At 52.5% G+C, this 15,143-nt stretch carries 15 protein-coding genes; 2 read left to right on the top strand and 13 right to left on the bottom strand.

Features of this window, described 5'->3' with window-relative positions:
* Positions 1 to 8: 8 nt before the first annotated feature.
* From IE065_RS06190 to IE065_RS06130, 13 genes are all read right to left on the bottom strand, one after another.
* Positions 9 to 1,289, bottom strand: coding sequence for a type II secretion system F family protein (locus IE065_RS06190; RefSeq protein WP_189512966.1), 1,281 nt, complete (start codon positions 1,287 to 1,289; stop codon positions 9 to 11).
* A gap of 8 nt (positions 1,290 to 1,297) precedes the next feature.
* Complete coding sequence (locus IE065_RS06185) at positions 1,298 to 3,010, bottom strand: GspE/PulE family protein (protein WP_189512964.1); 1,713 nt, start codon at positions 3,008 to 3,010, stop codon at positions 1,298 to 1,300.
* A complete protein-coding gene (locus tag IE065_RS06180) occupies positions 3,010 to 5,325 on the bottom strand; it encodes a secretin N-terminal domain-containing protein (protein ID WP_189512962.1) in 2,316 nt (771 codons plus the stop codon). The genes IE065_RS06185 and IE065_RS06180 overlap by 1 nt, the downstream gene beginning before the upstream one ends.
* A gap of 3 nt (positions 5,326 to 5,328) precedes the next feature.
* Entirely contained in the window at positions 5,329 to 5,877 is a 549-nt protein-coding gene (locus IE065_RS06175) for a hypothetical protein (protein ID WP_189512960.1), read from the bottom strand.
* Positions 5,874 to 7,091 (bottom strand): hypothetical protein, encoded by a 1,218-nt coding sequence (locus tag IE065_RS06170; protein WP_189512958.1) that lies wholly within the window; start codon positions 7,089 to 7,091, stop codon positions 5,874 to 5,876. Before IE065_RS06170 ends, IE065_RS06175 begins: the two co-directional genes overlap by 4 nt.
* A 39-nt stretch (positions 7,092 to 7,130) precedes the next feature.
* Positions 7,131 to 8,309 (bottom strand): type II secretion system minor pseudopilin, encoded by a 1,179-nt coding sequence (locus tag IE065_RS06165; protein ID WP_189512956.1) that lies wholly within the window; start codon positions 8,307 to 8,309, stop codon positions 7,131 to 7,133.
* A complete protein-coding gene (locus IE065_RS06160) occupies positions 8,306 to 8,980 on the bottom strand; it encodes a prepilin-type N-terminal cleavage/methylation domain-containing protein (RefSeq protein WP_189512954.1) in 675 nt (224 codons plus the stop codon). The genes IE065_RS06165 and IE065_RS06160 overlap by 4 nt, the downstream gene beginning before the upstream one ends.
* Entirely contained in the window at positions 8,970 to 9,440 is a 471-nt protein-coding gene (locus IE065_RS06155) for a prepilin-type N-terminal cleavage/methylation domain-containing protein (protein WP_189512952.1), read from the bottom strand. Before IE065_RS06155 ends, IE065_RS06160 begins: the two co-directional genes overlap by 11 nt.
* 56 nt (positions 9,441 to 9,496) lie before the next feature.
* Positions 9,497 to 10,123 carry a type II secretion system protein gene (locus IE065_RS06150; protein WP_189512950.1) on the bottom strand — a complete coding sequence of 209 codons (627 nt, stop codon included), beginning with the start codon at positions 10,121 to 10,123 and terminating at the stop codon, positions 9,497 to 9,499.
* 28 nt (positions 10,124 to 10,151) lie between these two features.
* Positions 10,152 to 10,607: a type II secretion system major pseudopilin GspG gene (gene gspG / locus IE065_RS06145; RefSeq protein WP_189512948.1), complete on the bottom strand. Its 456-nt coding sequence runs from the start codon at positions 10,605 to 10,607 to the stop codon at positions 10,152 to 10,154.
* Positions 10,608 to 10,745: 138 nt separating this feature from the next.
* A complete protein-coding gene (locus IE065_RS06140) occupies positions 10,746 to 11,345 on the bottom strand; it encodes a PEP-CTERM sorting domain-containing protein (protein WP_189512946.1) in 600 nt (199 codons plus the stop codon).
* Between the two features lie 47 nt (positions 11,346 to 11,392).
* A complete protein-coding gene (locus IE065_RS06135; RefSeq protein WP_189512944.1) occupies positions 11,393 to 12,313 on the bottom strand; it encodes a hypothetical protein in 921 nt (306 codons plus the stop codon).
* A 226-nt stretch (positions 12,314 to 12,539) separates the two neighbouring features.
* Positions 12,540 to 13,592: a TolB-like translocation protein gene (locus tag IE065_RS06130; protein WP_189512942.1), complete on the bottom strand. Its 1,053-nt coding sequence runs from the start codon at positions 13,590 to 13,592 to the stop codon at positions 12,540 to 12,542.
* A 545-nt stretch (positions 13,593 to 14,137) separates the two neighbouring features.
* Between IE065_RS06130 and IE065_RS06125 the strand changes: the two genes are divergently transcribed.
* Positions 14,138 to 14,674 (top strand): hypothetical protein, encoded by a 537-nt coding sequence (locus tag IE065_RS06125; RefSeq protein ID WP_194500006.1) that lies wholly within the window; start codon positions 14,138 to 14,140, stop codon positions 14,672 to 14,674.
* A 23-nt stretch (positions 14,675 to 14,697) separates the two neighbouring features.
* Complete coding sequence (locus tag IE065_RS06120; RefSeq protein WP_189512937.1) at positions 14,698 to 15,138, top strand: YunG family protein; 441 nt, start codon at positions 14,698 to 14,700, stop codon at positions 15,136 to 15,138.
* Positions 15,139 to 15,143 lie beyond the last annotated feature (5 nt).

Below are 15,143 nucleotides of genomic sequence, written 5' to 3'. Positions count from 1 at the left end.
CTGACGCCCTAGCGCGCCATAATGCTCTGCGTCATGTTGAGGATACTCATCACGATAGCCAACGTAAGGATGAAGACCAATGTGAAGGCGAAGCCCAACGCAAGGCCAGCGATCAGCTTGGTCAGAAAGTTGAGTCGGCCGGATAATTCCTCGGCGTGCGTGTTATAGATTTCCTGAAAACATGGCGCTAGACTGCCCGTGTTTTCGCCAATACTCAGAATGTCCTGATCGAGATCGGGAAGCAAACCATAGCGCTTAAAGGAGGCCGAGAACGGCGCACCATCATTGACCATTGTGCGCGCCGCAATGTATTTTCCGATCAAGACCTTGTTCTCCAAAGTATTCTCGGCGAGGCGCAAACTCTCGGTTGTATTGACCCCGTTGGAAAGCAGCACATAGAGGATGTTGGACAAACGGCAAATGTCCGCGTTGTAGTAAAGCCCGGAAATAATGGGCAACTTAAGCGCCCAAGTGTCTGTTGCCAAACGCCCCTTATCCGTCTTGCGCCACTGCACGAGAGACAGGACGACCACAAACAGAGCCACAGCAACAAAGGGTCCTTGCACCAACGCAAAGTCTGCCAGACCAATCATGATTTTCGCCGCCATGTTCAGCTCCCCCCCCATGGTGTCGAGCATACTTTGGATACGGGGGAGAAGGTAAAAGAGGAATAATGCCACAACCCCAAGAGCCACACAGCAAATCATAATCGGGTAAGCCATCGCTGCCTGAATCTCCTTCTGCAACACGGCTTTGCGCTCTAGGTGGTCGATGATATTTTCCAGAATCGGCTGCACATTACCAGTCGCCTCCCCCGCCTCGATCAAGTAGGACATCGTCGGCTCGAAGTACTCTGGCAAACCACGCATAGAGTTTGCTAATGTGCGGCCTTCACTAAGGTCCTTGTAAACTTCGCCAGCCAGGACTTTCAGCGCGGGATCGCCCATCCGCGCACTCATGATCTGCATCGCATCGCCAATCGGCATGCCGCTTTTATGCAGTTGGTATAGCTTACGGAAAAACGGAAGCGCGAGCTTTCGACTCGGTTTATTGCGAGAGAACAGTCCCGGCTTCGAACCTTTGGAGGCGGTAAACGTTTCCGTCGATTCCGAGCCAGATTCCACCGCCTTGGCCGAGGTGCGCCCCCCCCCTTTAGCGTCCTTTACATCGATCGGTCGAACCTTGCCCGCACGAATCTTACGTAGGGCATGCTTACGGTCGGTCGCCTCAATAACGCCCGTCACGGTTTTCCCACCTTCTGCAATCCCCTTGTAGCTGAAAGTCGGCATGATCGCGCTTAGGTGGTTTTTCCTGGTTGTTCAGCACTGGCCTTCTCTTCTTCTTCGCTGACAATATCCGCATAGCGCATGACCTCAGGCAGTGAGGTAACGCCGCGCTTGACCTGCTCCCAACCGCTCCGTTGGAGCGTAACCATACCTTGCTCCTCGGCGAGTTTGCGAATTTCCCACGCTGATGCACGGCGGATAATCAGCTCGTGAATCGCGTCGTTGATACGAAGGATTTCAAATAGCCCAACGCGGCCGCGGAAGCCTAAGCCACGACAACGTTCACAGCCCACTGGCTTCTTGATCAAATGCGCTTCGGTGATCTCTGAGGCCGGAATGTGCATCGCAATGAGGCAGGAGCTGAGCTCGCGCAACTCGATGTCTGCCGGGGCAGCACAATGAGCGCAGATGCGGCGGACGAGGCGTTGCGCAATTACCATCTCCACCGAGGAAGCGATCAAGAACGGCTCAATATCCATGTCGATGAGACGCGTAATCGCACCCGGAGCGTCATTGGTGTGCAACGAGGACAACACAAGGTGCCCCGTTAGCGACGCGCGAATTGCGATGTCGGCCGTTTCTCCGTCACGAATTTCCCCGACCATGATCACGTCCGGATCCTGACGCAATACGGAGCGTAAACTACTAGCGAAGGTCAGCCCGATTTCGCTTTGAACTTGGGTTTGATTGACGCCGTCGATCTCGTATTCAACCGGGTCTTCAATGGTAACAATGCGACGACGCGGGTCGCGAATACGTCGAATGAAAGACGAAAGCGTCGTGGACTTACCAGCACCCGTCGGACCGGTGGCCAAGATAATCCCATGCGGACGCTGGAGGACATTGTCGATCGCTAGGACATCACGCGGGATGAAGCCCAAATCCTCAATGGTCACCGGCTGCGTTTTATCCGAGAGTAGACGCAAGCTGATGCTCTCCCCATACATTGTGGGCAGAGACGAAATACGGATATCCAGCTCTTCATTACCATAGTGAAATCCGATGCGACCGTCCTGCGGGCGACGACGTTCGGAAATGTTCAGCTTGGCCATGATCTTCAAGCGAGAAATAATCGCGCGCTGGAACGTCTTCAGATTTTCCGGCACGCGGACCGGCACCAGCACACCGTCAATGCGGTAGCGGATATTGAGCGTCTCTTTTTGCGGCTCGAAATGGATGTCCGTCGCGCGGTCAGCAATTGCCTTGGCAATGACTTCATTGACAAAACGGATCAGTGCGGCGTCTTCATCTTCTTCCTGTTCGTTCTGCTCCGAGTCGGCAAAGCCTTCCATGTCCTGCTCGTCAAGGCTACCCGAACCGACACCGTACACTTGGGTAATCAGTTCTGCAACGTCGGAAGGGTCACCTAAAAACCAAGTGGGTTCACGCCCCGTGGCAGCGATAACCCAATCCGTCATCGTCGACGATGGCGGCCAAACTGTCATCAGGCAAAACTGCCCAGGATGCTCATCCGATTGAACGGGCAAACATTGGTATTCGTGAATGAGGCGCAGCGGCAAGTGATCCTCCGGCGCTTCGGACTGACGGATAATATCCAGCACCGGCATTCCCGTTTCCATCGCCAAACGGTGGAAGCATTCGGCCTCCTTCTCCTGCCAAGCGCCCGCAAAGAATTTCAAGCGCTCCTGCCGGGGCGTTTCGGCTAATTGCTCTTGCTGCTCTTCATCGAGTCGCACGAGCCAACTGGCGGGGACGTCGTCCATTAGTTTCCTCGGTAAGGCGAGCGGTTGGTGGACTTATTGGGGGCATTCACGTCGAAGGGGTGCTCCCAGCCAGTCTCATCTTCAAATTCTTTGGATTCTTCCAAGGCTTTTTCGCGATGATCTCGCGTCACTTCGGTCATATCCTGATGTTCCATAAACGACTTAATGTCATTGCCATTATCCAGCTTATCGATGATTTCTTTCGCGTGCTTGGTGGCATCTTCAGGACCAAAATATACGGTTGGTCGGATGAAGATCATCAGCTCGCGGCGCTCATTCAATTCGGATGACGGGTTCAGGAAATCGCCAAGTATCGGAATATCCCCGAGCAACCAGAGCTTACCAGCGCCTGTTGAAAAACTGGTTTCCTGCAAACCGGCCAATACAATGATGTCGCCATTGGCAACACTGACAAATGAGGTCGCCTCGCGCTTACCAATGATCGGCTGTTGCGTGCCGTTAATCTCGGTATTGGAAATCACATTTTCTACAATTTGCTCGATCTCCATCTGGATGATTCCGTTGCTGCCGATGAGAGGCTTCACCTTTAACTGGATACCAATGTCGCGGTATTGCACGTCATTGGACGTCGTGCCATCGATGTTGTTGTTCAAATTCGATACGCTACTGGTGATGATTGGGCGCGACTGCGAGACGTTCACGTTCGCCTCTTGATTATGCGTGGTCACGATATTCGGAACTGAAAGAATGCGGACATTCTGATTTTCCGAAGCAGTTCTTAGAATCACGCTGAACTCATCGGGTCGAAGCGAAAGCGAGAACTCAAACGGTGAATCCGTGATCAACGATGAACCAGCTTGGGCTTTTCCAGTCGCCTGAATTCCATACTGCGTAACAGCAGGCAGCGGAATATCAGTCCCAGGGAAAGTCCCAATATCGGTTACTTCCAATTCATTGCCGGAAATACCAAACTCACTGAAGCCGCTCACCGCTTCATCAGTCAAGGTCACTTCCGCAATCAGCACTTCGATGAATACCTGCGCGAGCAGCACGTCAATCTGATCGATGAGGCGCTTGATCTGAATGAGGTCCGTCTTGGTACCGTAGGCCACGATGGCGTTCGAACGTTCGTCCGCAACGATGGTGACGAAATCTGAAAACTGAAGATTGCGGCCAAGGTCGACAACTGAGTTAACGATTCCCTCTGTGGGGGATGGCATCGGGGCAGCATCAGCAGCGAGCGCGTCACGCCCCCCAGCGCCTGGAGCGGTATTCGATTCCGGCGACGAGGTTTTTTTGGCGCTTTCAGATTTACTCCGAGCATTCTGCTGGCCAGTAATCACCTCTTCCAAGAGCGAGTCAATTTCGGTGGCTTGTGCGTGTTTGATATAGAAAACCTCGCTGGAGGTAATCGGCTCCACGTCCTTGTCCAGCTCCTCGATCAGATTGTCCAGAATCGTCTTATTGGATGGGTGCGTGATTACGATGAGCTGATTAGTGCGCTCGTCAGCCTCGAAAGTCGTGTTGTTGTTGAAGTAGCGCGCAATGCCGGAATTGCCTGTTGTCAGCTTGGTCAAGCGTTGGGCAAGATCAGATGACTTGATGTGCTTGAGGGTGAAAAAGTAAATGTGCTCGGAGTCATAATCAGCCTTATCGGCAGTCTTCAAAACCTCCTCCATGCGCTGGAGATTCACGAGCATATCCGTGACTAGCAGGGCGTTGTTCTTAGGAAAAACAACAGGTGGGTTGCCACCAGAGCCAAGCGACTGAACCACTACTGCACCTTCTTTCTCCGCGTCGAGATAGAGGAATTTAAAAAACTTTGTATAGTAAACCTGGCTGGGCGGTAAACTCAGCGCGGGCTCGTTCAGGAACAATGGCACCTGGGCGTTAGCACCAGTAGCACCAGCAGCAGGAACGGCCTTCAGGAAGTTATCACCCAAATCCGTGATGATTACCCCGTTGAGCGCGAGCAAACTCTCAATCGCCAAAATCGCCTCGTCGTAAGACATCGGTCCCAGACCATCGAAATTGATCTTAACCGCCGGGAGTGATTGCGAGCGAATGATTGGTCGACCAGTCAATTTCTCCAGTTGAATCAAGACGGCGTTTAGGTCCTGATCCACCATAAGCAGCTCGATTTCCTTCTCACGAAGAGCAGCAGCACGCGTAGCGCGAGCAGATGGTGCACCGCGGCCGCCAGGAGCGGCGGTATTTGGCTCAGCCGGAGGTAATGGCTCAGGAAATTGCGGCTCCTCCTGCGCAGACAACTGAATAACGCCAAGGATAAACAGGGCGGCAATCCAATGCCAAATACGAGTGAAAGGAGGTGCGGATTTTACGCTAATGGACATAGCTTACTGGGTCGCGGTGAGTCCGCTGGGTTTGAGTTCAAAAGAGTTCAGCAGGACTGTCGCGTCCAGCAATGTAGAATTGTTATTTTTGGCGTCGATGCTCACGGCCACCTTATTGATGTAGGGTGACTCTTCGTCCAGAACGGCGTCCAGCGCCATCAAATCCTCCATGGTCGTATCGCGAATGTTCAGGCGAATGGTGTGCTCCACGTGAATATCCTTCATCTCGCTGCGCGTCGTATAGGTGTAGTTAGAAATGCCAGTTTGCCGGGCAAGTTCGTCCACCCGCCCAGTCAATTTGGCACTATCGAGAATTCGGTCGGAGCTGAAGAATTCGAGTTCCTGGTCAAGTTGCGCAGTAATTAGCGGGGCCAAATCGAGCGATCCTTGTTGTACTTTCAGTTGACCGCCAGTGTCTGACCAAGCTCCCAAAAAGACCCGGAAATTGCGAAATGCGAAGGCAATACAAATGACAAGAATGACCCAGATGAACGCGCAGAGCAGCGTTTTTTCGCGTGAAGTCAGGCGTTGAAACAGAAGACGCGCTTTCATCGTTCCACCCCCTGATCATTCGCAGCCAATGGCTGAGCTGAATCTTCCAGAGAGCCGATGTAATCCAGTTTCAAAGTAAACAGTGTCTGATTGCCCTTTTTCCGATACCGAGGAGCTTCGCGCTGCTTGAATTTATTGGTGGCAATCAGGCGACGAGCAAATTCGTTCACCTCGTTAACACTGTTGGCGAAGCCTTGAATCGTCACCCCATCGGTGGTGTCTACTTCCGCCGCACTGTACCAGATTTTCTGAATAGGGCGATTTTCGTTGGTGATGCCCAATACCTCATAGGGTCGCAAGGGGCGTTCGGAGAATTGCCGCAAGTCATTGAGGAATTCACTGTTCTGTTCCACCGCAACCACTGAAGGTGCTTGGGCGATAATTAAAGCCTCGCGCCGCTTTATCAGCATACTACCAACGATATTAAACAGCACTAGGAGTATCAGCGCCACCGTCGCCCAAGTTGCCCATTGCAACGAGGCCCAAAGATGGTTCTGCCAACGGCGGGAACGCTGCTCCGACGCAATAAAATCCGGGGAGCGCAGGTCGGCCCACCAGCTTGCCTCGGCGTCAGCCAGAACGACTGGCGGCTCAGGCTTGGCGTCTTCCTGATCACGACGGATGATGAACGACACCTGTCGATCATCCCCCACCAGCGTTTCTGAAAGTGTGTAAACGGGCGTTGTATCCTTACTAAGCCCTTGATTACGAAGGTACTCTGCGACCTCGCCCGCAGGATCCAAATCGCCCTCCCCCTCAGTATCGGCATCACGCTCGGTCAATTTGCGATGACGAATGCGGGATGGGAATCGTGCGCCATCGGCAAACTCCAGCAGCATGATTTCCTGCTCGGATTTCCACACAAGGTGCTTCGGCGGCTTGGGAAAGGCCAAAACTAACGGCAAAAAAGCAGGGAAAACATGCTCGGCGTCATCCCAGGAATCCATTGCCCCAGCACCAATACGGGGGCGGCAGGCAGCATACACCCAAAGCTCACGGCGAACGTCGTCTGCCATGAAGCCCCAGGCTAACTGATCCAGCGGAAAAGGGGCACACTCCTCCAGTGTTAGCTCAGCAAGGCCTGAAAACTCCTCATGCGTCACCTCTGGTGGGAGCTGGATCAACCGACTGAAAAAATACCCACCAGGAACCAGCGGCACTTCTGGTGCTCGTGCTTCGGCTACGCGGATGAGGTTATCGGGAAGTTTCAACATCGGGAAAGTTGCGGAGTATCAAGAGTGTGCGGAAATAAATCAACCGTCTTCGGGGCCATTCTCGGTCAGCTTGAGAATTCTCCATTCTCCGTTGGTATAAATGACTTTGGTCTCAGTCGATGAGCTTTTCGACGCATCTTCATTAGAATTGCTGTCTCCGGTACTGGGCTTGCCACCACCGCCAACTTCGCCACTAGGAATATCACCTCCATTACCCCCCCCCCCTTCTCCATTTTCGCTCTCTTGGTTAGTTCCGTCGTTCTCCGTCCCGGAACTGCCGTCATCGACGAGGGCCGTGAGCTGAAATTGTTTTTCTCCCTGCTCGACACGGATTGTGATCTGGTAGACATGCGACTCGTAGCCAAAGCCATCGTTTGAGCCGAGGCCGACGGAGCTTAGATCATCACTGGAGCGGATCATCCCGTCATCGTCGGTGCCTGGCGTCCGGTCGAGGCCGTATTTAAGGTCCGACAAGGCATGATCGTTGAGCCCGCTATTCTCCTTGAGCATCCCAACAATCGCACCCGAAGCCGTGTTGATGTTAACTGGATGCCCGTGCCGGAGTGACGTTGATTCCTTGAATTGCTTAAACAAAGCGTTCGGTGAGCCGTTTTCGTCCAAAAACACCTCGTCAAAGCCCTTGATGTAGCGAAAGTCTTCAAAAGACGTGATCTTGGCGTTTGGTGGCGTGCGCGGCGGCTCAAGTCGTTCGTAATAATCGACCTCGGCACCATTGAGCCGTTCCAGGTCGTCCTGATCAACCCAGTCCAGATAGGCGTCAATCAGTTCTTCGGCCTGCATAAATTCGACCCCGAGCTGGTCCAATAGCTGGTGCAGGGTGTCACGATCGGGCGGGTCTAGAGGCAGCTTGCCGGTCTCATCGGTCACCGTCACGCTGACATCCAATCCAGCTGGCCAAGTAACTGGCGCGTAACCAATTGGATTGCCCCAGTCCTGACTGGGGCTGTAAAGTCCTTCGTCTAGCTCCTTGATCTCTGCCAACGTGGCAAGCGTGACTTCCATCGCCGAAAAGGCGACCAAGCGTAGATCGTCTCGGGCGGACGCGGTTGCGGCAGAGCGAATATTGCGCGTCATGCTTTCCAACAGCGACACAACAACAACCGACGTCAGGAACAGAAACACTAGCACCAGCAGCAGGACGAACCCGCCTTGGCGCGCCTGACGGTCTTGGTAAAATGCGGTGCGATGTGTATTCATAGTCGTGGCGTTGCGTCATCGGACGGAGGCAAGAGCAAGAGCGCCGTGGGTGGATTGTCCTTATCGCCCTGAAAAGTCAGGCGGATGAAATCCGGAGTAACGTTGGCCCCTTCGTCATTCTCCTCCATTTCCTCGGAAATGTCCCACCGCTCGTCTTCCGGATCGTACCAGAGGTATTCAATTTTATCCACGAGCGGGGAAAGCCGGGTACGGCGAAGGTCGTCAATGTCCTCATCGGCCATGGCGTCCGTTTGCCAAAACAGGTAAAGCCCTTCATCCGGCAAAAAGCGCAAATAGCAATCCACCGCTGGCAGATAAAGCTGGTCGTCCATGAACAGCGGGATATCGCCCGGAAGACGGAAAGCTAGGGCAAATTCATTGAGATCACTGCTGCCCGGCAGGTTACACCAGGCAACTGGGGTCTCCGGTGCTGAGCCAGTCTCGCCCACATTTTGAATCGCCTCTGCTTCAGAAAATGCAAATTCCAGAAAGCGGCGGATATTCGCGATGTGCTCGGACTCCTGAGGTGCCGCCTCTGCCGCAGTCTTGAGCTGCATTAGCCCAAAAGTCAACGAAGCCGCAGCGGTCAAAATTAAGCCCGACAAGCCAACGACCAGCATCATTTCGATCAACGTGAAACCACGCCTGTGGGTGCGGAGATTAGAAGCCAAAATTACGGTCCTCCCAAGCATCACGCCGCTCATTGAGCAATTGCTCGCGCTCGCCTGCTTCTGACCAATCCGGCCGGTACAAATAAACCTCGAAAGAGCGCGGCTCGTCTGACGACGATTGCGATGAATTGCTCTCGATTTCGATTTGAATCGTTACTCGAAACAGATCCAGCATTTCCGTCTCTTCAATCTCGGCTTCCCAGCTAGCGGCAGACTCATCAGGCAATTCCCAATCACCGCCGTCTTCCACCTCTTCGCGATCCTCAATCGCAATGATCGAACGCAGCATGAAGCGATACATCTGCTCCTGATTGGAATTCGACTGAACCGCTTCGTAAGCACGTATCGCGTTCGTGGCGGATTGGACGAGCATCGCCGAAGCCAAAGCGAACAGCCCCAAGGCCAGCAATACCTCAACTAAGGTAAAGCCCGTGCGGAGGCTCTGACGGCTGGATTCCATGTAGTGTGTCCGCCTCTATGACTGCGGATCTGAAAGCTTGTTTCCGGTTAATGTAATCAAAAGCTAACCCTCTCTTGGCGAGAAAGTTGCGGTCCATTAGAAAATGCATCCATCGTCAGCGTCAGCTCGTCACCATTTTGATACCGCATAACGACGATCGCTGGGCTACACACACCGCTAGGATGAAAAATCAGATGAGGCAGCGGGTCTTGCGTAAATTCGTTGGAAAATGCGGACGGTCCATCTGTTTCGGCCTGCACTCCGCGGAATTCGACCTCAAGCTCATCTTCAAAAATCGGGAAATCTGTCCGAGCGACATCCTTCACCGGTGCCTCCTCTTCTGGGTCGTCCTCAAAATAGCCGTAGCGATTCACGATAGGCTCTCCATCGATCTCCTCCTCGCTCACCGCGCCTTTGGCCGAAAGAAGAAACGTCTGCGTCTCTGGATTGAAGGTCATGTAAATGATCTCCGCCCGGTTAATTGCCTGAATCCGCCCTTCATGCGCAGCCTCGCGGAATACCTCGTAAGCGGGCTTGCTTCCATTGTTACCAATCAACGACTCCAAACTCAGTGATGTGACGATGCCTGCGAGCAGCGCAATCATCCCAAGCACCATGACCACCTCCATCAAGGTGAATCCGCGTAAGTCCGCACGATGAAGCTGGAGCGTTCGCCGGTTCATGGAATTCAGCGACTAGTGAACGCCTGTCTTAGTGATCCCAATTATTAACGTCGTCTCCCCCACCCTCATTATTCTGGCGATCCGGACCGTTTGACCAAATATCAGGGAAGGTCTTATTGTTCGTGCCAGGATAACGATAGTTGTAGGGCTGCCCCCATGAATCGACCGCAGCACTGTCCAGATAAGGCCCCGACCACTTACTACCAACGCCCGATGGAGCAATGATCAGCGCACCTAAGCCTTGATCTGAGCTGGGATAATCGCCGATATTCAGCCGGTATGCCATCAAAGGAGCTTTTACGCCTGTGGTCACAAACTGCTTTTCAATCTGCTTTTGCCCAGCGTTACCCGTGCCTTGTAAACCAACGATCAACGCGCCCGAGAGCGCAGCGATCAGGCCAACAACGATAATAATTTCTAAAAGCGTAAAACCAGCTGCACGTCCACGCGTGCGGCGATTCATAGGGTAATGCGTCGTGTTCATGATATGTTAAGAGAGGGAAGCGGTCAGAATGTTCCGACAATCATTAATATAACTTAACTAGATGGCTCGCCCACTTTGGACAATAAAAATCCCCCTGCATAACACAGGGGGATTAGAAAAATTCGTTGATCTAGTCGCTTAGATCTTCTGGCGACGGCGATAAGCCACCAGACCCAGAGTCATCACACCAGCCAGGAAAGCATAGGTCGAAGGCTCAGGAACTTGATCAGCCAAAATACCATTTACGCCACTTGTTGAACCAATCAGTGCGGTAGGAGTACCTGCCTCAAGAAATAAATTAGCTTCGCCTGGCGAAGCTGGCATTGTCCAAAAAGCAGTTCCAGTAGCTGTAAATAAGCCTAACTGAGTTCCAAGAGCATTCTTCACAAGAGTGTAAAGTTGATCTCCAGGGCTAGTTCCTACAGGAACATCACCACGATAAGCCGGCTCCTGCTCCAGAGTACCATCTGAGTTAAATTGAAAAGATCCAAGGGACGTAAAATTGGTGTCTATGTCCGCGAGATAAGCAATCTGCTCTTGTGGAGTTAAATTCGTGAAATCTGCAAATGAGATACTCAATACGCCCCAATCTAGAGTATACGAATCATCTACGCGAGTAGCGCCATCAGACTCAAAATACAACCCGTCAGGTACTGAAACGTATATATTAACGTCAATTGCGGCAATTGCGGCGACTGGAAGCAGTAAACTGCAGGCCAAGGTGCGAAATAGTTTCATGGAAAGTAGAGTGTTATTTAGATTTCAGAAGTAAAGAATTTTATATATTACTGCACGTAAGCCTTAGGCAATGTTATATTTGCAGATCCACGAACTGCGACCACAAATGGCTCTCCAGCTGGCACATCATCTAGACTACCTTCTTGAAGCTCAAGGCTCCCATCACTTTGAACTTCATAAATCGCCAATACATCAAGCGTACCAGCGGCAAGAAAACGAATTTTATCACGGCGAGCCAAGTTACCGGCAAGCCCAAGCCCTTCAATGAACACATCGACAGGGCTAGCTGTGCTTACTAAGTTAATGGCACCCGGGTTGCTGTACACTGGCACAACCGTATTAGTGACCTTAACGGTGCCCGATGTGACGATATCAACTTCACCTCGCAGCGTTGAAAGAAATCCAGTCCCTGGATAAATCGGGCGCTCAGTCCCCTCTTCAAACTGGGTTCCATCGAACTCCAAGCGATCTGAAGTACCATCCGCATTGAAGAACTTGACAGAATCACGACGTGCGAGTGCGGCTCCCTCAAAAAACTGCCCAACACTGATGTGCTTTCTGATTTTAAAGCTCTCTGCTTGGGTTAGGTCAAAATCTGCAACCAAACGTGCCGCAACGACAACCGAATCGGTGTCGTTTGAAATAATATCAAAAGCAAACCCTTCAGCTTCCCCTGAAGCAACCTCAACGTAAAACTTTGGGTATTCCCCTTCGTTAAATTCTCCTGTAGTGAAGATATCGCTAGCAAATGTAATTGTCGACGTATCCGTCGAATCAACAATCGATGTTGAAACACCCTGAAAACTGTCTGCGTTGACAAAAACAGGGGACACCAACGTATTCCCACCGGGGATAACCATTTTCACCACGCCTACTGGAATGGTTGCGACTTCAGTTGTTTCAGCTGCAAGTGCCGGAGCGATCGTCGCGATGCCCGCTAGCAGCGATAGGGAGGTAATTAATTTCATGGCAAATGATTTAGATTTAGGAAGTCTAATTGGTGGAAATTGCAAGGATGATGTGTTCAGAAAATTAATAGATCAATAAAAATTTGAACATCATCGAGAACAATCATAGATTTTTAACTACTTATAACAAGTATAATTTTGTGAACATCCCGAAACGGATCATCACGCAATAATATCACTTGGCTGGGTAAAGAGCTACGCAAACTGCGGATTATTCCGAAAAAGATCACTCGGCCCAGCAAATTGGACCGCCGCCAGAGGTTTGCCAAACCTCTTTTTCCGCCAGATCAAGGATGCAGATGGCCTGCCACTCGGCCCAAGCCGGGGCGTTGTCGCCGCCCAATGCGCCCTCCAGCGGTTGACGGCGAATACGCCGCGTGAGCGGAATCGCCAAGTAACGCCCGTCAGCCGTAAACCGAGCCGGACGAGCGCGATTCACTTCTGAGTAGCGATTGCCCGCAACGGATAGCAGGCGCTCGCAGTCTCCATTTGGTGCCCGACACCAGAGATCACTGCTGCTTTCAGCAAAATACAGCGACTCGCCATCCGGAGCCCAAACCGGATTCAGCCCGCGTTCCCGCACCGTGCTGAATTTTCCTGAGCGGTCGATCAGAACCACCCCCCCGCCCCCAAGGGCGATTTGGTCGGCATTATGAGGGTGAAATGCGCCGCCACGCCCCTCGGGGAGCCCCTTTGGGCCAAGTCGCCAAACTCGGCGACCGGCAAAATCCACCACCTGGAACCCCTCCCCCCCGTGGAAAAGCAAACGCTCAGGCGCAGACGCAATATCCAGTGGGAAAAAGCAATCGCGGGGCAAATTAACGAGCAATGACCGCCGCCGAGCCAGATCAAACATTCCTAGTTGGTGCTGGATCACCACCGTGCCATCAGCCCGCGAGGGCATTTCGGTGGCGACCAGAGCCGCAAGCTTGTCCATTGCAGGCAGATAAGCACACAGCCAAAGCGCCCATTTATTATTCCCTAAGGCGAAGATGCGTTCGTCGCCTTGGCCATCAGGTTCGATCTGTCGGAACTCGCTGGCGTCCCGCTGCTCGCCCCATTGAGCGCAGTGATAGCGGTAGATGTAGCCGCGGGCCGCGTCGAAGGCCGGTGGGCAATCAACCGGGCAGGCCTGCCCCAAATCCACTGGCTGGGCAAAATCGGTATCTGAGATGCGCCAGTGGCCCTGATCCTTCCAGATAAGGCGTCGGCCAATGGCTCGCGGAGGGGCATTTTTCCATCCGGTGGCCAGAGTCAGAGGTAGTGATCCCGCCTGCATAGCAACAACTTGGGGAACGGATTCCGCGCTGGCAAGGCCAGGAGCGGAAAATCTCTTACCCCAGCGAAGATGTGCGCTCAGCAAGCCGCCTGCGGGGTTCCGCAACCTCGCACTGCACTGCCGTGAGCAATATCCAAACTGCTACGCACGCACCTATCGCAACACTATTGGCCCTCCATCCGGATAGCCAAAATCAGGGCGTAATTTCCCGAAGAGTGAAAATGAGGGGGGGGTGCTTTTCGGCCAATCGATCGGCTAGCCGCCCGCAATCTGCGTTACCGGGGATTTCGGGGCAACGATCGTTTCCAAGAACTGATACTTTTATGCCCCTTTTGGGCCAAAATCTGCCCAAAAATGGAAACTACAGCAAAGTTTTGCTCGGGCGAACGCGTCAAAATCGTCGTAAAATCGCTAAGCGCAACCGAATGGTTGCCAATTGCCACATAACAAGCCAAGATCAAGGCGAACTAAGAGACGATTAACATCGCTCCGACTCTTAGCGTTGGGTGAATATTCTCGCAGATCAAAAAACAAACGAAAATATAATGAGCGAAATAAATACAACTGGAGAGAAAAAGAAGAAAAACGGCTCCTTGATAGCTTTGACTACTATCGTCGTGGTCATTGGGGTCCTCTCCATCGGCGTTTATTTTATGACGCAAGCGCGATCTGGAGTTGAGCACGTAATTTCCAAAGCTGAGCAGAAAACTCAAGAGCAGCTTGCTGCTTTGGCCACAGCTAAAGTTTCAGACCTTCAACCCGACGGGAAGCTCGAAGAACTGTTCAAGATCGGGTCAACAGATACAGATACCCAACGTGATAATGAGGCAAAATCGATAGCAGGGAAAGTTGTCGAATGGGAGATGCTCGTGGATGAAGTAACAGCGCATAGCGACTTCTACATGATCGAGACTGCGGCAGGGCACAACGTAGGTGCATTTCTAGATGTATACCCAAGAGGCAAAGCTGATCGCGTCAAAATCGAAGCGCTTAAAAAGGGCGACTCGGTTAAGATTCGTGGTTACGTAAGTACTGTTGTTATGAGAAAGGCCGTGGTCAGCCCCGCTATTTTGGTGGATTAAAAAACAACCCGGAATGCCCTCCCGTGATCGAAGAATTAACAAAATCGCTTACTGATCTGCGGGCAACGCTTGAACGCGTCTGGGGCCCGGATACAAGCACTGACCCACACGGCTGGAACCAAGATTCCCCATCGAAAGGCCAGTGCACCGTTACGGCTCTCCTGTTACAAGACATGTTTGGAGGCATCATTGTACGATCCAAGGTATGCGGAAATTCCCATTTTTGGAACCGCTTGGATGATGGTTGCGAGATTGACCTGACGCGGGATCAGTTTGCGGTTTGGCTGCTGACATCTCCTGTCGAGGAGCGGTTCAGGGACTATGTTTTATCGACTATTCGAGAAGACGGCACCAGCACCTTGAAGCGTTATGACATACTGCGCGGGCGCATGGAATCCCTCGTTGGCGGTGGACTATTTTCACAAGACGAAGAAGCGGATGCGGGCGGCAGCCTCTGTCGCTAACGCCC

This window comes from Cerasicoccus arenae (assembly GCF_014651635.1).
Taxonomy (GTDB): Bacteria; Verrucomicrobiota; Verrucomicrobiia; order Opitutales; family Cerasicoccaceae; genus Cerasicoccus; species Cerasicoccus arenae.
This window is presented reverse-complemented; position numbering and strand designations above follow the sequence as displayed.